At 59.0% G+C, this 19,863-nt stretch carries 20 protein-coding genes; 14 read left to right on the forward strand and 6 right to left on the reverse strand.

Annotated features, from left to right (window positions below):
• Window positions 1–55 precede the first annotated feature (55 nt).
• Both gluQRS and dksA read right to left on the reverse strand, forming a co-directional pair.
• Window positions 56–943 (reverse strand): tRNA glutamyl-Q(34) synthetase GluQRS, encoded by an 888-nt coding sequence (gene gluQRS / locus ACODSV_RS12305; RefSeq protein WP_024077420.1) that lies wholly within the window; start codon window positions 941–943, stop codon window positions 56–58.
• Between the two features lie 84 nt (window positions 944–1,027).
• On the reverse strand, window positions 1,028–1,462 hold the full coding sequence (gene dksA / locus ACODSV_RS12310) for an RNA polymerase-binding protein DksA (RefSeq protein ID WP_041161025.1): 435 nt from the start codon (window positions 1,460–1,462) through the stop codon (window positions 1,028–1,030).
• Between the two features lie 320 nt (window positions 1,463–1,782).
• Here dksA and ACODSV_RS12315 point away from each other — a divergent pair, with 320 nt between their 5' ends.
• Together ACODSV_RS12315 and sfsA are read left to right on the forward strand one after the other, a co-directional pair.
• Window positions 1,783–2,955 carry a pyridoxal phosphate-dependent aminotransferase gene (locus tag ACODSV_RS12315; RefSeq protein WP_150055262.1) on the forward strand — a complete coding sequence of 391 codons (1,173 nt, stop codon included), beginning with the start codon at window positions 1,783–1,785 and terminating at the stop codon, window positions 2,953–2,955.
• Window positions 2,955–3,668, forward strand: coding sequence for a DNA/RNA nuclease SfsA (gene sfsA, locus ACODSV_RS12320; protein ID WP_069077020.1), 714 nt, complete (start codon window positions 2,955–2,957; stop codon window positions 3,666–3,668). Before ACODSV_RS12315 ends, sfsA begins: the two co-directional genes overlap by 1 nt.
• On the opposite strand, the gene ACODSV_RS12325 is transcribed toward sfsA, so the two are convergent.
• The gene (locus tag ACODSV_RS12325) at window positions 3,665–3,982 is read right to left on the reverse strand and encodes a Rieske (2Fe-2S) protein (RefSeq protein ID WP_150055263.1); all 318 of its coding nucleotides are present in this window, start codon (window positions 3,980–3,982) and stop codon (window positions 3,665–3,667) included. The genes sfsA and ACODSV_RS12325 overlap by 4 nt on opposite strands.
• Before the next feature lie 156 nt (window positions 3,983–4,138).
• Here ACODSV_RS12325 and ACODSV_RS12330 point away from each other — a divergent pair, with 156 nt between their 5' ends.
• From ACODSV_RS12330 to ACODSV_RS12340, 3 genes are read left to right on the forward strand one after another with little or no spacing between them, the layout of a single operon-like run.
• Entirely contained in the window at window positions 4,139–5,017 is an 879-nt protein-coding gene (locus tag ACODSV_RS12330) for a heme/hemin ABC transporter substrate-binding protein (RefSeq protein WP_150055264.1), read from the forward strand.
• Complete coding sequence (locus tag ACODSV_RS12335; RefSeq protein WP_024077414.1) at window positions 5,014–6,051, forward strand: FecCD family ABC transporter permease; 1,038 nt, start codon at window positions 5,014–5,016, stop codon at window positions 6,049–6,051. Before ACODSV_RS12330 ends, ACODSV_RS12335 begins: the two co-directional genes overlap by 4 nt.
• A complete protein-coding gene (locus ACODSV_RS12340; protein WP_150055265.1) occupies window positions 6,051–6,818 on the forward strand; it encodes a heme ABC transporter ATP-binding protein in 768 nt (255 codons plus the stop codon). The genes ACODSV_RS12335 and ACODSV_RS12340 overlap by 1 nt, the downstream gene beginning before the upstream one ends.
• 256 nt (window positions 6,819–7,074) lie before the next feature.
• Here ACODSV_RS12340 and ACODSV_RS12345 read toward each other — a convergent pair whose 3' ends face one another.
• The 3 genes from ACODSV_RS12345 to ACODSV_RS12355 all read right to left on the reverse strand — a co-directional run bounded on the left by ACODSV_RS12345 (window position 7,075) and on the right by ACODSV_RS12355 (window position 9,542).
• Window positions 7,075–7,347 carry a TfoX/Sxy family protein gene (locus ACODSV_RS12345; RefSeq protein ID WP_024077412.1) on the reverse strand — a complete coding sequence of 91 codons (273 nt, stop codon included), beginning with the start codon at window positions 7,345–7,347 and terminating at the stop codon, window positions 7,075–7,077.
• Between the two features lie 201 nt (window positions 7,348–7,548).
• Window positions 7,549–7,893 carry a pentapeptide repeat-containing protein gene (locus tag ACODSV_RS12350; RefSeq protein ID WP_024077411.1) on the reverse strand — a complete coding sequence of 115 codons (345 nt, stop codon included), beginning with the start codon at window positions 7,891–7,893 and terminating at the stop codon, window positions 7,549–7,551.
• A 92-nt stretch (window positions 7,894–7,985) separates the two neighbouring features.
• Window positions 7,986–9,542, reverse strand: coding sequence for a bifunctional aminoglycoside phosphotransferase/ATP-binding protein (locus tag ACODSV_RS12355; RefSeq protein WP_102623716.1), 1,557 nt, complete (start codon window positions 9,540–9,542; stop codon window positions 7,986–7,988).
• Between the two features lie 118 nt (window positions 9,543–9,660).
• Here ACODSV_RS12355 and mrcB point away from each other — a divergent pair, with 118 nt between their 5' ends.
• The 9 genes from mrcB (at window position 9,661) to msrQ (ending at window position 19,478) form a co-directional block, all read left to right on the forward strand.
• The gene (mrcB, locus tag ACODSV_RS12360; protein ID WP_024077409.1) at window positions 9,661–11,985 is read left to right on the forward strand and encodes a penicillin-binding protein 1B; all 2,325 of its coding nucleotides are present in this window, start codon (window positions 9,661–9,663) and stop codon (window positions 11,983–11,985) included.
• A gap of 16 nt (window positions 11,986–12,001) precedes the next feature.
• Complete coding sequence (locus ACODSV_RS12365; protein ID WP_024077408.1) at window positions 12,002–12,736, forward strand: tetratricopeptide repeat protein; 735 nt, start codon at window positions 12,002–12,004, stop codon at window positions 12,734–12,736.
• Window positions 12,736–13,065 (forward strand): YqcC family protein, encoded by a 330-nt coding sequence (locus ACODSV_RS12370; protein WP_024077407.1) that lies wholly within the window; start codon window positions 12,736–12,738, stop codon window positions 13,063–13,065. Before ACODSV_RS12365 ends, ACODSV_RS12370 begins: the two co-directional genes overlap by 1 nt.
• Window positions 13,066–13,496: 431 nt before the next feature.
• Window positions 13,497–15,221, forward strand: coding sequence for an acetolactate synthase 3 large subunit (locus ACODSV_RS12375; RefSeq protein ID WP_041161297.1), 1,725 nt, complete (start codon window positions 13,497–13,499; stop codon window positions 15,219–15,221).
• Window positions 15,222–15,223: 2 nt separating this feature from the next.
• Window positions 15,224–15,715, forward strand: coding sequence for an acetolactate synthase small subunit (gene ilvN / locus ACODSV_RS12380; RefSeq protein ID WP_003176102.1), 492 nt, complete (start codon window positions 15,224–15,226; stop codon window positions 15,713–15,715).
• 47 nt (window positions 15,716–15,762) lie between these two features.
• Complete coding sequence (gene ilvC / locus ACODSV_RS12385; protein WP_003176099.1) at window positions 15,763–16,779, forward strand: ketol-acid reductoisomerase; 1,017 nt, start codon at window positions 15,763–15,765, stop codon at window positions 16,777–16,779.
• 144 nt (window positions 16,780–16,923) lie between these two features.
• Entirely contained in the window at window positions 16,924–17,781 is an 858-nt protein-coding gene (gene pssA / locus ACODSV_RS12390) for a CDP-diacylglycerol--serine O-phosphatidyltransferase (RefSeq protein ID WP_024077405.1), read from the forward strand.
• Between the two features lie 63 nt (window positions 17,782–17,844).
• Window positions 17,845–18,858: a protein-methionine-sulfoxide reductase catalytic subunit MsrP gene (gene msrP, locus ACODSV_RS12395; protein ID WP_102623715.1), complete on the forward strand. Its 1,014-nt coding sequence runs from the start codon at window positions 17,845–17,847 to the stop codon at window positions 18,856–18,858.
• Window positions 18,858–19,478, forward strand: a complete 621-nt coding sequence (gene msrQ / locus ACODSV_RS12400; protein ID WP_150055266.1) for a protein-methionine-sulfoxide reductase heme-binding subunit MsrQ — start codon at window positions 18,858–18,860, stop codon at window positions 19,476–19,478. Before msrP ends, msrQ begins: the two co-directional genes overlap by 1 nt.
• The last annotated feature ends 385 nt before the right edge of the window (window positions 19,479–19,863 follow it).

Below are 19,863 nucleotides of genomic sequence, written 5' to 3' on the forward strand. Positions count from 1 at the left end.
TCTGATTGAAAAACTGCGGCGATGGTAACGGATGGCTGGCAAGCTGCAAGCGCCTTCAGCGCAACTGCGATTCTGCCAGCGTGAGTGTGCGTGGAATCAGCGAGGCATCCCACTGTTGAATGCCCCAATCCAGCAGCTCCCGTGGGCTGGCGTGGAGCAGTTCGTCGCCGGGTTGCTGGCCGAGGGCACGCAAGGCTCTTAACAGCAAAGGCGTGGCCTGGTCTTTCGTCAATGGCGGGGAACGGTAGGACTTGCCCAGCTTGTTACCGTCCGGCTGGACGACCAGCGGTACATGCAGATAGCGCGGCTGGCGCAGGCCCAGCAACTCTTGCAGGTACAACTGGCGCGGCGTGGAGTCCAGCAGGTCGGCGCCGCGCACGATATCGGTAACACCCTGCCAGGCATCGTCGAGGACAACCGCCAGCTGATAGGCGTAGAGGCCGTCGCGGCGGCGGATGACGAAATCGCCTACATCGCGGCCCAGGTGTTGTCGGAATTCGCCCTGTACTCGGTCGATAAAGTGGTATTCCAACTCGGGGACGCGCAACCGAATGGCGGCATCTTGCTGGTCGTGCCCGGCATTGCGGCAGAGGCCGGGGTAAATGCCGTTGTAAGGCTCCAGTTGTTTGCGCGAGCAGGTGCAGGCGTAGGCCAGGCCATGATTGAACAGATCGTTCAGCACTTTGGCGTAGGCATCATGTCGATCGCTTTGTCGGACCAGTTCGCCGTCCCACTCGAAACCATAGCTTTCAAGGGCCTGGAGAATGGCCGCCTGGGCGCCGGGTTCTTCGCGGGGAGGGTCGAGGTCTTCCATGCGCATCAGCCAACGGCCGTGATTGGCGCGAGCGTCGAGGTAGGAAGCGAGGGCGGCGACCAGCGAGCCGAAGTGCAAATGGCCGCTGGGCGTAGGGGCGAAACGCCCAATATAGGTAGAGGCTGTCATGGGCCGGATACTACTGGAAAACCGGTAAACGCCAGAAACAAAAATGGGGCGTTTGTACGCCCCATTCGTCCAGTTCGGCAGGGATTACTTGCCGACCTGTTTCTCCTTGATTTCAGCCAAGGTCTTGCAGTCTACGCACAGGTCCGCGGTTGGACGAGCTTCCAGGCGGCGAATTCCGATCTCGACGCCGCAGGATTCGCACCAGCCGTATTCTTCGTCCTTGATCAACTGCAGGGTCTTGTCGATCTTCTTGATCAGCTTGCGCTCACGATCCCGGGCGCGCAGTTCAAGGGCGAACTCTTCTTCCTGGCTCGCACGGTCGGCCGGATCAGGGAAGTTGGCTGCTTCGTCCTTCATATGGTCGACGGTGCGGTCGACCTCTTGCATCAAGTCCTGTTTCCACTTGTTAAGGATCTTGGTGAAATGCTCGCGCATGGGCTCGCCCATGTACTCTTCACCTTTCTTCTCTACGTATGGTTCGAAGCCGCTGATGCTCTGTTGCTTTGCTTGGGTGGACATGAATAGACCGCCTCTCACTCTTCTAATCCATTGCGCAGGATTGCAACGTCACCGACACCTGCCGGCCCTGCGGCTGCAAGCGGGCGAACTTACCAGATAGATTCAGGGTGCGCCACTCCCGGTTGTCGAGGCCCATCGCGCAGGGGTTGCAAATTGCAGCAGCCCGCCGTGGTTGGGTGTGCATCGCCTCGGATATTGATTTTAGTCGTTCTGCAAGCGCTTGCCGGGCTCTTCTTGAATGGCCGAGCAGGCAATAGAGCATGTTTTAGCGTGGGGGTTCGGTAGAATCCTGATTTTGTTCTTAACGTTAAGGAAGGCTAATGGCTCAGCCCTACAGTGCGCGCAGTCGCGCCATCGAACCTTTTCATGTCATGGCGTTGCTGGCGCGAGCCAACGAGTTGCAGGCGGCTGGCCATGATGTGATCCACCTGGAAATCGGCGAGCCGGACTTCACCACTGCCGAACCGATCATCCAGGCTGGCCAAGCCGCACTGGCCAGTGGCAAGACCCGCTACACCGCCGCCCGCGGCCTGCCGGAGCTGCGCCAGGCCATCAGTGGCTTCTACCAGCAACGCTATGGCTTGAGCGTCGATCCCGAGCGCATCCTGATCACGCCTGGTGGCTCCGGCGCATTGTTGCTGGCCAGCAGCCTGCTGGTGGATCCAGGCAAGCACTGGCTGTTGGCAGACCCCGGCTATCCATGCAACCGGCACTTCCTGCGCCTGGTCGAGGGCGCGGCGCAGTTGGTACCGGTGGGCCCCGATGTTCGCTATCAATTGACCGCCGAGTTGGTGGCCAGGCACTGGAGCGAGGACAGCGTGGGTGCACTGGTCGCGTCTCCGGCCAACCCGACAGGCACTCTCCTCACGCGTGACGAATTGTCCGGGTTGTCGAATGCGATCAAGGCACGTAACGGCCACCTGGTAGTGGACGAGATCTACCATGGCCTCACCTATGGCACCGATGCCGCCAGCGTGCTGGAGGTCGACGACGATGCCTTCGTCCTCAATAGTTTTTCGAAATACTTTGGCATGACCGGGTGGCGCCTGGGGTGGCTGGTGGCGCCGCCCGATGCGGTGGGCGAGTTGGAGAAGCTGGCGCAGAACCTCTACATCAGTGCACCGAGCATGGCGCAGTACGCTGCCTTGGCTTGTTTCACCCCGCAAACCCTGAGCATTCTGGAAGAGCGGCGCGCCGAATTCGGTCGACGTCGGGACTTTCTGCTGCCGGCACTGCGTGAGTTGGGGTTCGGCATTGCGATAGAACCGGAAGGTGCGTTCTATTTGTACGCGGATATCAGCGCGTTCGGCGGCGATGCCTTCGCGTTCTGCCGTCATTTCCTGGAAACCCAGCATGTCGCGTTTACGCCCGGTTTGGATTTCGGCCGTTATAAAGCCATCCATCATGTGCGCTTTGCCTACACGCAAAATCTTGATCGACTACAGGAAGCTGTCGAACGGATCGCCCGCGGCTTGCAGAGTTGGCAAGGCTGATGCGCTTTCATCCTCCCCTTGAAGAAGCTCGGTTGATCCGGCGTTACAAACGTTTCCTAACCGATATCGAAACCGTTACCGGTGAGTTGCTCACCATTCACTGCCCCAATACCGGTTCGATGCTCAATTGCATGGTGGAAGGCGGGCAGGTTTGGTTCAGTCGTTCCAATGATCCGAAGCGCAAGCTGCCCGGGACTTGGGAAATCGCCGAAACGCCACAGGGCCGCCTGGCCTGCGTCAATACCGCCCGCGCCAACCAGTTGGTCGAGGAGGCGCTGCGTGCGGGGGTAATTACTGAACTGAACGGCTTTACTGCGTTGAAGCGTGAGGTGCCTTACGGTCAGGAGAAAAGCCGTATCGACTTTCGCCTGGATTACCCCGATGGCGCGGCCTATGTCGAAGTCAAAAGCGTGACGCTGGGTTTTGACGGCTCGGCGATTGCGGCTTTTCCCGATGCAGTGACCCAGCGTGGCGCGAAACACCTGCGGGAGTTGGCCTACTTGGCCCGGGACGGTGTACGCGCGGTGCAGTTGTATTGCGTCAATCTCTCGGGCATTGAGGCCGTGCGCCCGGCCGCTGAAATCGACGCCGCCTATGCTGCCGCCCTGCGAGAAGCCAAGGCGGCGGGCGTGGAGGTGCTGGCGTATGGCGTACGTGTTACATCCGAGGAAATTTGCGTGGACCGCCGGCTGGACGTGCTGCTTGGCGACTAGAGTTCTACCCACAAACCTTGTGCGTCCTCTCGACCGGCCAGGGCCTTGAGGCTTTGACCGGCGCAGGGGCCGGCGATGCACTCGCCGCTCTCGATCAGGAACAGCGCGCCGTGGGTAGCGCACTGGATCAGGCTGGCGCTGGCGTCGAGGAAATGGTCGGGCTGCCATTCCAGTGGAATGCCGCGATGGGGGCAGCGGTTGATGTAGAAGTAGGCAACGCCGTCCCGACGCACGGCCAACAGCTTGCAGCCGTCGATATCAAAACCGAGGCTGCTGTTGGGGGCGAGGGTGTCGGAAGGGCAGAGAAACTTCATTTCAATCCTTAAGTGCCTTGACGTTCAAATGCAAACAATTATCAAATGCCAGCTTCGCACGATGACTGGCTGGGCGCTCAGTACGATGCCTGGCAGAGATGACCTGTCACATCGATGAGTGGCTCAGTGGCCGCGCCCTTGGAAGGAAACCCTGTTATGCGACTGAGTGCCAGCGCTATTGCGCTTGTTGTCGGACTGCTGGTCAATCACGTGGCATGCGCCGTTGAACTGCCCCAGCGCTGGGTGAGTGCCGGTGGGGCCTTGTCTGAGTGGGTCGTGGCCCTGGGCGGTGAATCGAAGTTGGTGGGCGTCGATACGACCAGCCAGCATCCGGCGTCCCTCAAGGCATTGCCAAGCATTGGCTATCAGCGGCAATTGTCGGCTGAAGGCATTCTCAGCCTGCGTCCGCAGATCCTGGTGGGCACTGAAGAGATGGGGCCGCCGCCGGTGCTGGCGCAGATTCGCGGTGCGGGTGTGCAGGTGGAGATGTTCTCGGCGCAACCGGATTTGCCTGCCTTGAAGGCTAACCTTGAGCACCTGGGCACGTTGCTGGGCACTGAGGCCAAGGGCCGCGAGTTGTTTATCGCATACGAGCAGGCCCTTGGTCGGCAGAAAAGTTGGGTTGCCAAGGCGCAGGCCACGCAAAAGGCGCCGGGTGTGTTGCTGCTGCTCGGTAATGCGGGTGGCAAGCCGTTGATCGCCGGCAAGGACACTGCCGCTGATTGGATGCTGCGGCAGGCCGGTGGGCGCAACCTGGCAACCCATATTGGCTATAAGCCGTTTTCCGTGGAGTCGCTGGCGGGGCTGAGCCCGCAAGTGCTGGTGTTCGCTGATCGCGCCCTCAGCGGCGATGCGGCACGGGCTGCGCTGTTCAAGGAGAACCCGATACTGGCTTCCACCCCGGCGGCCAGGAATGGGCGGGTAATTGAGCTGGACCCGACGCTGCTGGTGGGCGGGCTCGGGCCGCGTTTACCGCAAAGCCTGTCGGCGTTGTCCGCCGGCTTCTATCCATCCCAGGCTAAACCGGCCCCATGACCACCCTGGTCAAGCCGCGAGCCCTGTTTATCGGGCTGGCGCTGCTGTGTGCACTGGCGATCTGGCTTTCATTGGCCCTGGGGCCGGTCAGCTTGCCCCTGTTGGATACGCTCAAGGCGGCGTTGCGCTTGGTAGGCGTGCCGATCGAGGCACAGGGATTGGAGCAGGCGGAGTTGATCCTGGGGCAAATTCGCTTGCCGCGGACGTTGCTGGGCCTGGCAGTGGGGGGCGTGCTGGCATTGTCAGGCGTGGCGATGCAGGGCTTGTTTCGCAACCCGTTGGCGGATCCGGGTTTGGTCGGGGTCTCCAGCGGTGCCGCGCTGGGGGCGGCCATCGCCATTGTCGGTGGTTCGTTCTTCGGCGGTTTGCCGGACGCGTTCGGCCCCTATCTATTATCGCTGTGTGCATTTCTCGGTGGGCTTGGCGTCACGGCGCTGGTCTACCGGCTGGGGCGGCGCAACGGCCAGACTAACGTCGCGACGATGCTGCTCGCCGGCATCGCGCTGACAGCCCTCGCCAGCTCGGCGGTGGGTTTGTTCACCTACCTGGCGGATGACGCCACCCTGCGGACCCTGACCTTCTGGAACCTCGGCAGTCTCAATGGCGCCAGCTACTCGCGCCTGTGGCCGTTGCTGCTGGTGAGCGCCGGTGTGGCGCTGTGGTTGCCGCGCCGGGCGAAGGCGTTGAATGCGCTGTTGCTTGGTGAGTCCGAAGCCAGTCACTTGGGCGTTGATGTAGAGCGCCTCAAGCGCGAATTGGTGTTTTGCACGGCCCTCGGCGTGGGAGCGGCCGTGGCGGCAGCGGGAATGATTGGGTTTGTCGGGCTGGTCGTGCCGCACTTGGTGCGATTGCTGGCGGGGCCGGATCATCGGGTGTTGTTGCCAGCCTCGATATTGGCAGGTGCGAGCCTGCTGCTGTTGGCGGATCTGGTCGCCCGCTTGGCGTTGGCGCCGGCTGAATTGCCGATCGGCATCGTGACGGCGTTTATTGGCGCGCCGTTCTTTCTTTATCTGTTATTGCGAGGGCGCGCCTGATGTTGCGGGTGGAGGCGCTGCAGATACGGCGTGGTCGCAAAATCGTGCTGGCGGACGTCAGCCTGGACCTGTTGCCGGGTCAGGTGCTCGGTGTGCTGGGGCCTAATGGTGCTGGCAAGAGCACATTGCTGGGGGCGTTGTGTGGTGAACTGCCGCCGGACCAGGGCAAGGTATGGCTGGATCAGCAGGAGCTGAAGGGCTGGAGCGGATCGCAGCGCGCCCAGCGCCTGGCGGTATTGCCGCAAAGTTCTACCTTGGACTTCGCCTTCCGCGTCGAAGAGGTGGTAGGCATGGGGCGCTTGCCCCATCAGACCGGACGGGTGCGTGATGAGGAGATTATCCAGGCAGCGCTGCAGGCCGCGGATGTCGGGCATTTGAGCGGCCGCAGCTACCTTGCCTTGTCGGGCGGCGAACGCCAGCGTGTGCATTTGGCGCGAGTAATGGCGCAATTATGGCCGGGCGAGGAGGGGCAGACGTTGTTGTTGGATGAGCCGACGTCGATGCTGGACCCCTTGCACCAACACACGACCTTGCAGGCGATACGGACATTCGCTGATCGGGGCGCGGCTGTGCTGGTGATTCTCCATGATCTGAATCTGGCGGCGCGTTACTGTGACCGGATCTTGTTGCTGTCCCAAGGGCGTCCGCATGCACTGGACTCGCCAGCACGGGTGATGCGACCTGAGCCGCTTAAAGCGGTATTCGGTTTGGATGTATTGGTGCAGCTCCACCCGGAGCGTGGGCATCCGTTGATTATCGCGCGTTGAAGTCGGGGGGGGGCAGCGTCTTTTCGCAGGCAAAAAAAGACCCGGCAAAAGCCGGGTCAAATAACCGTGATTAGCCTGATGAGGAGATAATCTGAGAGTCCGAACCAATGGTCTTTCAGTTATCGGCTGATCTCGCGACCAGTTGTGATAATCATAACGATTCTCATTTGAGAGTCAACATTTGTTTTTTCTGGCTCTCGTGCTTTTCTCAAACACGCGTTCGAAAAGCCTGTAGATACTGTATGGGCTTGCCGGTCTAATTTTTCTGGCGTGTGGAAATAGCGTCCAATTGACGGTTCAACGCTTCCTTGCGCTCGGCAGGGAGGTCGTTCCAGTGCACATCCATCAATGCCCCTTCGATTGCATACAGCAATACTTTGGATGCGCGGAACCCTCGGGTGCGTACCGCTCGATAAGCATCCACAGCTCCCAGGCGGCGCAAGTCGGATGCGCTGTGGATACCCACCGCATGCAGCCACTGCGCCGACGTCTTGCCAAGGTTTTTAAGGTGTTGCAGCTCATCGTTCATCAAGCCTCCTTGCGACGGCCGAATGGTGCGGTGGGTATCGTGACCAGGCAAGTCTGAAAGGAGTGTAGCGTTCAGTAGGAAAAGCGTAGTTCTTTGGCCAGGAACGGCGCAAAAGCTTATAAGAATGGGGCGAGGTTTTTGACGGCGGGCAGGCGTGAAGCCCCGGCACGCTGTATGCGCAGCCGGGGTTGGGGCAGGGGATTACTTGGTGCGGTAGCGCAGGCGCGTGCCAAAGTTGACCGACATGAGGATCTCATCGGCAGTCAATTCAGGCGGAAAGTAGGTCCCCGAAATCTGCGCATGGGCCAGGCTGGCGCCCTCCAGTGAGCAGTCGCGCAAGTCCAGGCCGCGCAAGTCGGCAGAGCGGAAGTACGCGTCGGTGAAATCTACCCCTGCGGCGTTCAGGTCACGCAGGTCCAAACCTCGGAAGTCGCCACCACGCATGTCGATAACGCCGTCTTTGGGACGTTCCTGATTGAAGCCTCGGATATCGTCTTTATGCAGGAGCGAGTAGAGCGGTGTATCGAGAAGCTTCGGCTGACTCATGATGTCGATACCTGTTGGATTTATGACGCCATTATAGTGCCACTATTCCCTGGTTGCGCGCCGAAGACGACGACGCAGCCAAGAATTTTTTCTTACAAACCCGGCAGGCGCTGACGGATGTGCGCTACCAATGCGTCCAGTGTCCCACTTTCATTGGTTTCGACGCGCTTGCTCAGGAGTAGCTCCTCGGCCGTGAGTGGGTCGCGATGGGCTTGCTGTTCTTCGATAACAGCCAGGGTGGCGTCGGAAGGGTCGTTTTTATCGGCCAGACGTTGAGCCAGCCAACTGGTGATGACGGCTTGTGGTGCGTTGCAGTCCAGGATCAGGAAGGGCGCGCCGGTCGCTTCGGCGACCTTGGCCGCGGCGTCGCGCTGGTCGCGCTTCAAGAAGGTGGCATCCAGCACCACCGGGAAGCCGGCCCGCAGGATGGTATCGGCCATCTCGTTCAGGCGCGCGTAGGTTTTTGCACTCGCATCGGCGGCATAGATGCCGGCCTGTGGGGTGTTTTCCACTTGTTGCTCGCCAAACAAGCGCTTGCGTTCCACGTCCGAGCGCAGGCGAATGGCACCCAGCGCTTCCACCAGGCGCATTGCTACATGGCTTTTGCCGACCGCTGACACGCCATGGGTAATGGCCAGGAAACGTGAGGGAATGGTGCTATAGCTTTCTGCCAGGTTGGCATAGTTGCGGTACTGGCGCAGGGTGGTGGCGCGGCGCACCGGGTCTGCTTCGCTTGGCATGCTGAACAGCGAAACCTTGGCGCGTACCAGTGCACGGTACGCTTTATAGAAGTTCAGCACTTCAAGGCCGCGATAGTCGCCGGTCAGTTCCAGATATTGGCTGATAAAACGGCGCGCCAGGGATTTGAGGCCGCGGTCTTCCAAGTCCATGGCCAGGAAGGCGGTGTCGGCATACACATCGGTGAAGCGGAACGGCTCGTTGAACTCGATGCAGTCGAAGATCACCACATGGCCATCGATCAAGGTGGCGTTGCCGAGGTGGATATCACCGTGGCACTCGCGGGTGAAACCATCGAGCTTGCGTTGTGCAAGTAGGGGCTTGAGGCGCTCGAAGCTGCTTTCGGCCCAGGCTTGAAGGGCTTCAAGTTGCACCAGGTCGGCCTTGTCGCTGAGGAATGGGCGGATCTGTTCAAAGTTTTGCCGTACGGGCGCCATTACTTCGTCTGGGGTGCCGGCCGGGTGATCTTGGGGGACTTTGGGGGCCGTGAGATGAAAGTGCGCGATTTGCTTGGCCATTTCATCGATGTGCGCGCTGGTCAACTCGCCGTTGGCTTGCAGGGTGCTGAGCAGCTGGCTCTGTGGGAACTGGCGCATTTTCAGCGCGTATTCGATCACCGGGCCTTCACCGCCCAATTGCGGTGCTTCGGCAGTGCCGGTAATTGGCAACACTTCAAGATACAAATCTTGGGTAAGGCGCTGGTTGAGGCGCAGCTCTTCCCGGCAGAAATGACCGCGATCCTTCAGGTCGGTGAAGTCCAGAAAGCCGAAGTTCATTGGCTTCTTCAGTTTGTAGGCGTAGGGGCCGGTCAGTATCACCCATGAAATGTGGGTCTCGATGACTTGAAACGCTTCGACTGGATGGGGGTATAGGGCCGGGTTTTGCAGGGCGGTGATCAGGGACTGGCTCACGGGCGATCCTTCAGAGTCTTGGGAAATTCATGGCAGGCATTATGGCCGCTACGCACGGTCGTGCAAACCGCTGTCCGGCTCATGTTGATCATCAATAAAGTGCGTATAATCCGCCGCCATGACTCGATCCCGATCTCCCCGTTCCCGTAAAAAACCTCCTTCCCGCGGCCTGCGCCCATGGCTGGGCTGGGCGCTCAAGCTCAGCCTTGTGGGCCTTGTCGTGCTCGCCGGCTTCGCGGTGTATCTCGACGCTGTGGTCCAGGAGAAATTCTCCGGCAAGCGTTGGACTATCCCGGCCAAGGTGTATGCCCGTCCCTTGGAGCTGTTCACCGGCCAGAAGCTGAGCAAGGATGACTTCCTTACCGAACTCGACGCCTTGGGCTACCGCCGCGAACCCGTGAGTAACGGGCCTGGCGCGGCAGCCGTCAGCGGTAACACTGTCGATTTGAATACCCGTGGCTTCCAGTTCTATGAGGGCCTGGAAAAAGCCCAGCCGGTGCGGGTGCGTTTTTCCGGCGACTACGTGGCCGAGCTGTCGTCACTCAATGGTTCCAAACTGCCGGTGGTTCGCCTGGAACCCCTGATGATCGGCGGGATTTACCCGAAGAACCTTGAAGATCGTATCCTGATCAAGCTTGATCAGGTGCCGCCGTACCTGCTGGAAACCCTGGTCGCTGTGGAGGACCGCGATTTCTACAGCCACTGGGGCGTCTCGCCGAAGTCGATTGCCCGTGCCATCTGGGTCAACACCTCCGGCGGCAAAATGACCCAGGGCGGCAGTACGCTGACCCAGCAGTTGGTGAAGAACTTCTACCTGACCAACGAGCGCAGCCTTACCCGCAAACTGACCGAAGCCATGATGGCAATGCTGCTGGAGCTGCACTACAGCAAGCAGGAAATCCTCGAGGCTTACCTCAACGAGGTATTCGTCGGCCAGGATGGCCAGCGCGCGGTGCACGGTTTCGGTCTGGCCAGCCAGTTCTTTTTCGGCCAGCCACTCTCCGAGCTGAAGCTGCATCAGGTTGCGTTGTTGGTGGGGATGGTCAAGGGGCCTTCCTACTACAACCCACGTCGTAATCCTGAGCGCGCGCTCGAACGCCGCAACCTGGTGCTCGATGTATTGGAGCAGCAGGGCGTGGCCACGGCCGAACAAGTCGCCGCAGCGAAGAAAATGCCACTGGGTGTGACCACTCGCGGCAAGCTGGCCGACAGCTCCTTCCCTGGCTTTATCGACCTGGTCAAGCGTCAACTGCGTGAAGACTACCGCGACGAAGACTTGACCGAAGAGGGCCTGCGGATCTTCACCAGTTTCGATCCGATCCTGCAGATGAAGGCCGAAGCGTCGGTCAACGACACCTTCAAACGCCTGACAGGCCGTAAAGGCTCCGACGAAGTCGAAGCGGCCATGGTCGTGACTAACCCGGAAACCGGCGAAGTCCAGGCGATGATCGGCAGTCGCCAGGCCAGTTTCGCTGGTTTCAACCGCGCCCTCGATGCCGTGCGCCCCATCGGCTCGCTGGTCAAGCCGGCGGTCTACCTGACAGCGTTGGAAAAACCGAGCAAATACACGCTGACCAGTTGGCTGTCGGATGACCCGCTGTCTGTCAAAGGTGCCGATGGCCAGGTGTGGACGCCGCAGAACTTCGATCGCCGCTCCCATGGCACGATCTTCCTGTACCAGGGCTTGGCGCATTCCTACAACATTTCCACGTCGCGGCTGGGCCTTGAAGTGGGGGTGCCGAATGTTCTCAAGACACTGGCACGCCTGGGCATTACCCGTGAATTCCCGGCCTTCCCATCGATGCTGCTGGGGGCCGGTGCAATGACGCCGATGGAAGTGGCGACCATGTACCAGACCCTCGCCAACGGTGGTTTCAATACGCCGATGCGCGGCATTCGCAGTGTGCTGACAGCCGAAGGCGAGCCGCTCAAGCGCTATCCATTCCAGATACAGCAGCGTTTCGATGCGGGCTCCATCTACCTGATCCAGAACGGTATGCAACGTGTGATGCGTGAAGGTACCGGCAGCTCTGTCTATAAAGTGCTGCCGTCGAACCTGACGCTGGCCGGCAAGACCGGTACCAGTAACGACTCCCGTGACAGCTGGTTCGCCGGTTTTGGCCAGGATGTGCTGGCCGTGGTGTGGCTGGGGCGTGATGATAATGGCAAGACGCCGTTTACTGGTGCGACCGGTGCGCTGCAAGTCTGGACCAGTTTCATGCGCAAGGCTGATCCGCTGCCGCTGAATATGCCGCAGCCGGACAATATCGTGCAGGCCTGGATTGATCCGCATACCGGCCAGGGCTCCGATGCCAACTGTCCGGGCGCGGTGCAGATGCCGTATATTCGCGGCAGCGAACCACCACCCGGTGCTGCGTGCGGTGGCAGTGCCCCTGCTGACGCGGAATCGGTGATGGATTGGGTCAAGGGCTGGATGAATTAAGCAAAGAGGGTTTCAAGTGAACAAGTGGTGGATTCCAGCTATTACAGCTCTGGCTTTGCTCGGCGGCTGCTCCAGCGTGCAGCGCGGTTCCATTCCCGTGGTGGACTCGAGCACGGCCGTTTCCAATAACGACCGGATCTCGGCCAATGGCGGGTTCCGTCAGACCGTGACCAAGCGCCCGGTACAAGCCGCAACCCAGGCCGTCCCACAGGATTCGGGCGTGGTGGTGATGGTGCCAGGTGCCGGCGCGGCAACGGCGGCACCGATCAGCGCGGAACCTTGGACGCCTGGCCCAAGTACGTCGGGGCCGATTGATTCCACGCCGATCCAAACGGCACCGATCAACCAAGGCACCTACAACATGCCCTCGACGCCAAGCGGTATTCCGTCGTCCTCGAGCGCTGGCGGCCTGTCCGCTGACGAGCAACTGGATGGCCCGGTGCTGGCGTTGCTGACCACCGCGCAACAGCAACAGGCCGGTGGCGACCTGAATGGCGCATCGTCGAGCCTCGAGCGTGCCCAGCGCGTAGCGCCACGCGAACCGCAAGTGCTGTATCGCCTGGCCCAGGTACGCATGGCCCAGGGCGATGCACCGCAAGCCGAGCAGTTCGCCCGTCGTGGCCTCACCCTGGCGAACGGTCGTCCTGACCTGCAAGCCAGCCTGTGGGCCTTGATCGGTGATGCTCGTGCCGCACAAGGTGATGCTGCCGGCGCTGCGCAGGCTCGGCAAAAAGCCAAGGTCAGCCTCTGATGGATGCGCGTTTTCCAGCAATTGCCGAACAGTTATTGCTGATTGAGCGCGAATTGCGCACGCAGGGATGGTGGGACGAAAAGTCCCCCAGTGCTGAGGCTCTGAGCAGTGTCGAGCCCTTTTCGGTGGATACGCTGGACTTTCACCAGTGGCTGCAATGGATCTTCCTGGTGCGCATGAAGCAGATCCTCGAGCAGGATCTGCCATTGCCCAATGCATCAGGGATCCTGGAGATGGCGGAGATGGTTTACGCCGATCGCCCGCTTGAGAGCCTTGGCTTGCGCAATGCGCTGAAAAAGTTCGACCAATTGATCGTCGACGCTCGTTAATTGCATGGCTGCCGGCTTTTCCGGCAGTCTTGCGCACATTTCTACCGCTTGACGACATTCAGGCGAGTTTTATCCCTCCTCAAAGGCCTTTCTTCTGCGTTCTCATGCGCTTAGTTGGAAAAAAGCGCAATTATTGCTTGACTTGAAGGGCCTGAAACAGAAGAATCCAAAGTCCGCTGTATCGGGACTGCCAGAAGCAGGCCCGCTCAGCAGATCATGAGGCGCACATCCGCGCCGACCTGTTACACCCGCAACGCGTTACCTCGCGCTGGGTGGGAAAAGCCCGCAACACTTGGGACGATCCCAATACTTGCTCAGTCAGTGCTGACGTAGTCGGCGACCACCGTCGCTCATGCTCTGTTGAGAAGTAAACCTATTAAGACCCGTCGGTTTTCAACGGACGGTATTCTGGCGTTTTAGAGGTGAACAACGTGGAGCTTTTATCTGGCGGTGAGATGCTCGTCCGCTTTTTGCGTGACGAAGGCGTCGACTATATCTACGGGTACCCAGGTGGTGCTCTGCTGCATGTCTACGACGCACTGTTCAAGGAGCCGGCTGTTACCCACATCCTGGTCCGCCACGAACAGGCTGCGACCCATATGGCTGACGGTTATGCCCGTGCCACCGGTAAAGCCGGCGTGGTACTGGTCACGTCCGGCCCAGGCGCAACCAATGCCATTACCGGCATTGCGACTGCTTATATGGACTCCATCCCGATGGTGATCATTTCCGGCCAGGTCGCTAGCACCATGGTTGGTACCGATGCATTCCAGGAAACCGACATGATCGGTATCTCCCGGCCGATCGTGAAACACAGCTTCATGATCAAGCATGCCTCGGAAATCCCGGAAGTCATGAAGAAGGCCTTCTACCTCGCGCAGTCCGGTCGCCCGGGTCCTGTGGTGGTCGATATCCCGAAAGACATGACCAACCCGGCTGAGAAATTCGAATACGTATTCCCCAAGAAAGCCAAGCTGCGCTCCTACAGCCCGGCTGTTCGTGGGCACTCGGGGCAAATTCGCAAGGCGGCAGAAATGCTCCTGGCGGCCAAGCGCCCTGTGCTTTACTCGGGCGGTGGCGTGATCCTGGGCGGCGGTTCTGCACCGCTGACCGAACTGGCCAAGCTGCTTAACCTGCCGGTCACCAACACCCTGATGGGCCTCGGCGCATTCCCGGGGACGGACCGTCAGTTCGTCGGTATGCTCGGCATGCACGGCAGCTACACCGCCAACCTTGCCATGCACCACGCCGACGTGATCCTGGCCGTGGGCGCGCGGTTCGATGACCGTGTGATCAATGGCGCGAGCAAATTCTGCCCGAACGCCAAGATCATCCATATCGACATCGATCCGGCGTCCATCTCCAAGACCATCAAGGCCGACGTGCCGATCGTGGGACCTGTAGAGAGCGTGTTGACCGAAATGGTCGCCGCGCTCAAGGACATCGGCGAAACGCCAAACAAGGAGTCGGTTGCCAGCTGGTGGAAGCAGATCGACGAATGGCGCGGTGATCGCGGCTTGTTCCCTTACGACAAGGGCGACGGCAGCATCATCAAGCCACAAACCGTGATCGAGACCCTGTGCGAAGTGACCAAGGGCGACGCCTTTGTGACCTCCGATGTGGGCCAGCACCAGATGTTCGCCGCGCAGTACTACAAGTTCGACAAGCCCAATCGTTGGATCAACTCCGGTGGCCTGGGCACGATGGGCTTTGGTTTTCCTGCGGCCATGGGTGTGAAACTGAGCTTCCCGGAGACTGACGTCGCGTGCGTCACCGGTGAAGGCAGTATCCAGATGAACATTCAGGAACTGTCGACGTGCCTGCAGTATGGTCTTCCGGTGAAGATTGTCTGCCTGAACAACGGCGTGCTGGGCATGGTTCGTCAGTGGCAGGACATGAGTTACAACAGCCGTCACTCCCATTCCTACATGGAATCGCTGCCGGATTTTGTCAAATTGGTTGAAGCCTATGGCCACGTCGGCATGCGCATCACTGACTTGAAAGATCTGAAGCCGAAAATGGAAGAGGCGTTCGCCATGAAAGATCGTCTGGTGTTCATCGATATTCAGGTGGATACCAGTGAGCACGTCTACCCGATGCAGATCAAAGACGGCTCTATGCGCGACATGTGGCTGAACAAGACGGAGCGTACTTAATCATGCGGCATATTATCTCCCTGCTTCTGGAGAACGAACCCGGCGCTCTGTCTCGTGTTGTCGGTCTGTTTTCGCAACGCAACTACAACATCGAAAGCCTGACCGTGGCGCCGACCGAGGACCCGACCCTGTCGCGCCTGACGTTGACCACCGTTGGCCACGATGAGGTGATCGAGCAGATCACCAAGAACCTCAACAAGCTGATCGAAGTGGTCAAGCTGGTCGACCTGTCGGAAAGTGCCCACATCGAGCGCGAGCTGATGCTGGTTAAAGTCAAGGCTACGGGTGCTCAACGTGCCGAGATCAAGCGGACTACCGACATTTATCGCGGGCAGATCGTCGATGTGAGCGCCAGCGTTTATACCGTTCAACTGACCGGTACGAGCGACAAACTGGACAGCTTCATCCAGTCGATCGGGACGGCCTCGATTCTGGAAACCGTACGCAGTGGTGTCACCGGGATTGCCCGTGGCGACAAAGTACTCAGCATCTAACCCAAATTAGTGAATGGCCTCACGGCCTGGATATATAGAGGAACCTCATGAAAGTTTATTACGATAAAGATTGTGACCTGTCGATCATCCAGGGCAAGAAAGTCGCCATCATTGGCTACGGTTCCCAAGGTCACGCCCAGGCGTGCAACCTGAAAGATTCCGGCGTTGACGTGACTGTTGGCCTGCGTAAAGGCTCGGCCACTGTTGCCAAGGCTGAGGCCCACGGCCTGAAAGTGACCGACGTTGCTTCCGCTGTTGCGGCTGCCGACCTGGTCATGATCCTGACCCCGGACGAGTTCCAGTCCGCGCTGTACAAGAACGAAATCGAGCCGAACATCAAGAAGGGCGCCACCCTGGCCTTCTCCCACGGCTTCGCGATTCACTACAACCAAGTCGTGCCACGCGCCGACCTGGACGTGATCATGATCGCGCCGAAAGCACCGGGTCACACTGTGCGTTCCGAGTTCGTCAAAGGTGGCGGTATCCCTGACCTGATCGCTATCTACCAGGACGCCTCGGGCAACGCCAAAAACGTTGCGCTGTCCTACGCTGCTGGCGTGGGTGGCGGTCGTACCGGCATCATCGAAACCACTTTCAAGGACGAGACTGAAACCGACCTGTTCGGTGAACAAGCCGTTCTGTGCGGCGGTACCGTTGAGCTGGTCAAGGCCGGTTTCGAAACTCTGGTTGAAGCTGGCTACGCGCCGGAAATGGCCTACTTCGAATGCCTGCACGAACTGAAGCTGATCGTTGACCTCATGTACGAAGGCGGTATCGCCAACATGAACTACTCGATCTCCAACAACGCTGAGTACGGCGAATATGTGACTGGTCCGGAAGTGATTAACGCCGAGTCCCGTCAGGCTATGCGTAACGCCCTGAAACGTATTCAGGACGGCGAATACGCCAAAATGTTCATCAGCGAAGGTGCCACCGGCTACCCTTCGATGACCGCCAAGCGTCGTAACAATGCCGCTCACGGTATTGAAGTCATCGGCGAGCAACTGCGCTCCATGATGCCGTGGATCGGTGCCAACAAGATCGTCGACAAAGCCAAGAACTAAGTCGTACGCATCAAGGGAAAACGCGGCTTAGGCCGCGTTTTTTCGTTTGGGGGCCTGGTTCTGGTATAAAGCTGCATCGTTTGCGGGCGAACACTCGCCGCAAGTATTTGTCGAATTTTTTCACACCGTTGCAAGGTAAAGTCCATGAGCGAACGTCCCGAAGAGCCAAGCCAGGCTTCTGACGCCGAAAGCCTGCTACCGATCGATGAGCATGTCGAAGAAGGGCATGACGCTGAAGGCCGCAAGGTCCGGCATCGTGGCATCTATCTTCTGCCCAACCTGTTCACCACGGCGAACCTGTTTGCCGGTTTCTATTCCATCATCAACTCCATGAGTGCCCAAAGCGCCCTGGCTGCTGGTGATGCCGCAAGTGCGAGCAAATACTTCGGTTTTGCCGCCATCGCAATCTTCGTGGCCATGGTGCTCGACGGCCTGGATGGGCGCGTGGCCCGTATGACCAATACCCAAAGTGCCTTCGGTGCCGAGTATGACTCGCTGTCGGACATGGTGGCCTTTGGCGTCGCTCCGGCGTTGCTGGCGTTCGCTTGGGCGCTGGGTGATATGGGCAAGGTCGGCTGGATGGTTGCTTTCATCTATGTTGCTGGGGCTGCGTTGCGTCTGGCGCGTTTCAATACCCAGGTCGGTAAGGCTGACAAGCGTTACTTCATTGGCTTGGCCAGCCCTGCTGCTGCCGGTGTCGTGGCGGGTATCGTCTGGGCGTTCAGTGACTACGGTATCCAGGGGTCGAAGATGTCGTTCCTGGTGGCCTTGATGGTTGCGGCGGCCGGCATGCTGATGGTCAGTAACATCAAGTACAACAGCTTCAAGGAGTTCGACCTGAAGGGGAGGGTGCCTTTCGTTGCGATTCTGGTGGTGGTGCTGGTGTTTGCGGTCGTCTTCAGTGATCCGCCGCGTATCCTGCTGCTGGCGTTCCTTGTCTATGCGGCCTCCGGCCCGATTCAGTATCTGCTGCATCTGCGTCGGGACAAAACGTTGCCTTAATGTAATTTCCCCCATACTCCGCAGTCTATTGGTGCATCAGTTCTCCAATGCTGCGGAGTTGCCATGTTAATCAAATTGCCTAAAGCGTCCGATTGCCACGAATCGGATGTCACGCCTGAGTCTTTCTACCTATCCCGCCGCAGCTTGCTCGGTGGTGCGCTGGCGGGTGTTGCTGCCAGTAGCCTGCCGCGTTGGGCGAGTGCTGGCGAACCCACGCGTTATGCCGATGTCGAGCCGGGTAAGGCTCCAGGTTGGTTTGCCGAGAAACTGACTGCTACGAAATGGCAGGCGGTGACGGTAAAGGACGAGGCTATCACCCCGTTCAAGGATGCGACCCACTACAACAACTTCTATGAGTTCGGTACGGATAAGGGGGATCCAGCATCCAATGCGGGGTCACTCAAGACTGAGCCTTGGAGTGTTGTGATTGATGGCGAGGTCGCGAAGCCTGGGCGTTATGCCCTGGAAGACTTCATGAAGCCTTACCTGTTGGAAGAGCGTATCTATCGTCTGCGCTGTGTCGAGGCGTGGTCGATGGTCATTCCATGGATTGGCTTTCCTATATCTGCTTTGCTCAAACAGGTTGAGCCAACCTCCAGGGCCAAGTACATCCGCTTTGAAACGCTCCAGGACCCCAAGAGCATGCCGGGGCAGCGTTCAAGTTTCGCCTTGATCGACTGGCCCTATGTCGAAGGGCTGCGCCTGGATGAGGCAATGAATCCGCTGGCGATCCTTGCGGTTGGGATGTATGGACGAGAATTACCCAATCAGAATGGCGCGCCCTTGCGTCTGGTGGTGCCGTGGAAATATGGCTTCAAGAGCGTGAAGTCCATTGTGCGAATCAGCCTGGTGAGCGAGCAGCCCAAGACCACGTGGCAGAGCATCGCGTCAGACGAATATGGGTTCTATGCGAATGTGAACCCTACAGTCGACCATCCTCGGTGGACGCAAGCGCGGGAGCGTCGTCTGCCGAGTGGCTTGTTCAGTCCGAATGTGCGCGAGACGCAGATGTTCAATGGTTACTCGGATGAGGTTGCCTCTCTATATACCGGCCTCGATTTACGGAAGAACTACTGATGCGTTATCCGATCTGGCGCATCGGCGTATTCCTGGCCATCATGGTGTGGCCTCTGTTCTGGCTATATGAAGCATGGAGCTTTGCTCTGGGGCCGGATCCAGGGAAAGTGCTGGTTGATCGGTTGGGGTTAGGGACCTTGATCCTGCTGCTGATCACGCTTGCGATGACGCCGCTGCAGAAGTTGAGTGGTTGGTCGGGGTGGATAGTCGTACGCCGCCAACTGGGGTTGTGGTGTTTTGCTTATGTCGTGCTGCACCTGGCAGCGTATTGCGTATTTGTCCTAGGCCTTGATTGGTCGCAGTTGGGTGTGGAGTTGCGCAAGCGGCCTTACATTATTGTAGGTGCGTTGGGGTTCCTCTCTCTGCTGACGCTGGCAGTTACTTCGAATCGCTATAGTCAACGCCGGCTAGGTAGTCGTTGGAAGAAGCTGCATCGCCTTGTGTACGTGATTCTCGGGCTCGGCTTACTGCACATGCTGTGGATTGTACGGGCCGATCTGAAAGAGTGGTCTATCTATGCGGCTATTGGCGCGTTGCTTCTCGTATTGCGGATACCGCCAGTAGCCCGTCGAATTCCCCGCCTTATTGCGAAAAAAGCACCTTCTGCGACAAAAGCGTAATTAACGCTTGACGGCAGATTCTGGAAGTCTATAATTCGCCCCACTTCCGGCGCAGTCGAAACGGAAAACTCCTTGGTAAACAAAGAGTTACGCAAGATTCGACAGCGACCTGCTTCAGTTCATCGAAGCCCAGAAGGAGTTGGTAGAGCGGTGTCGTTTGGCTCTATTAACGTTTCGATCCTCTCGGTCGAAAGCGGAGAAAAAGAGGTGTTGACAGCAGCGTGTAACGCTGTAGAATTCGCCTCCCGCTAACGAGAGATCGGAAGCGCAAGTGGTTGAAGTTACAAAGGAAACTTTGAAAACTTCTGAAAATAATCACTTGACAGCAAGTGAGGCTGCTGTAGAATGCGCGCCTCGGTTGAGACGAAAGATCTTAACCAACCGC

The organism is Pseudomonas sp. FG86 (assembly GCF_057808775.1).

Coding starts and splice junctions, on each gene's coding strand:
- gluQRS (WP_024077420.1), bottom strand. CDS start 943: ATGACAGCCTCTACCTATATTGGGCGTTTCGCCCCTACGCCCAGCGGC.
- dksA (WP_041161025.1), bottom strand. CDS start 1,462: ATGTCCACCCAAGCAAAGCAACAGAGCATCAGCGGCTTCGAACCATAC.
- ACODSV_RS12315 (WP_150055262.1), top strand. CDS start 1,783: ATGGCTCAGCCCTACAGTGCGCGCAGTCGCGCCATCGAACCTTTTCAT.
- sfsA (WP_069077020.1), top strand. CDS start 2,955: ATGCGCTTTCATCCTCCCCTTGAAGAAGCTCGGTTGATCCGGCGTTAC.
- ACODSV_RS12325 (WP_150055263.1), bottom strand. CDS start 3,982: ATGAAGTTTCTCTGCCCTTCCGACACCCTCGCCCCCAACAGCAGCCTC.
- ACODSV_RS12330 (WP_150055264.1), top strand. CDS start 4,139: ATGCGACTGAGTGCCAGCGCTATTGCGCTTGTTGTCGGACTGCTGGTC.
- ACODSV_RS12335 (WP_024077414.1), top strand. CDS start 5,014: ATGACCACCCTGGTCAAGCCGCGAGCCCTGTTTATCGGGCTGGCGCTG.
- ACODSV_RS12340 (WP_150055265.1), top strand. CDS start 6,051: ATGTTGCGGGTGGAGGCGCTGCAGATACGGCGTGGTCGCAAAATCGTG.
- ACODSV_RS12345 (WP_024077412.1), bottom strand. CDS start 7,347: ATGAACGATGAGCTGCAACACCTTAAAAACCTTGGCAAGACGTCGGCG.
- ACODSV_RS12350 (WP_024077411.1), bottom strand. CDS start 7,893: ATGAGTCAGCCGAAGCTTCTCGATACACCGCTCTACTCGCTCCTGCAT.
- mrcB (WP_024077409.1), top strand. CDS start 9,661: ATGACTCGATCCCGATCTCCCCGTTCCCGTAAAAAACCTCCTTCCCGC.
- ACODSV_RS12370 (WP_024077407.1), top strand. CDS start 12,736: ATGGATGCGCGTTTTCCAGCAATTGCCGAACAGTTATTGCTGATTGAG.
- ilvN (WP_003176102.1), top strand. CDS start 15,224: ATGCGGCATATTATCTCCCTGCTTCTGGAGAACGAACCCGGCGCTCTG.
- ilvC (WP_003176099.1), top strand. CDS start 15,763: ATGAAAGTTTATTACGATAAAGATTGTGACCTGTCGATCATCCAGGGC.
- pssA (WP_024077405.1), top strand. CDS start 16,924: ATGAGCGAACGTCCCGAAGAGCCAAGCCAGGCTTCTGACGCCGAAAGC.
- msrP (WP_102623715.1), top strand. CDS start 17,845: ATGTTAATCAAATTGCCTAAAGCGTCCGATTGCCACGAATCGGATGTC.
- msrQ (WP_150055266.1), top strand. CDS start 18,858: ATGCGTTATCCGATCTGGCGCATCGGCGTATTCCTGGCCATCATGGTG.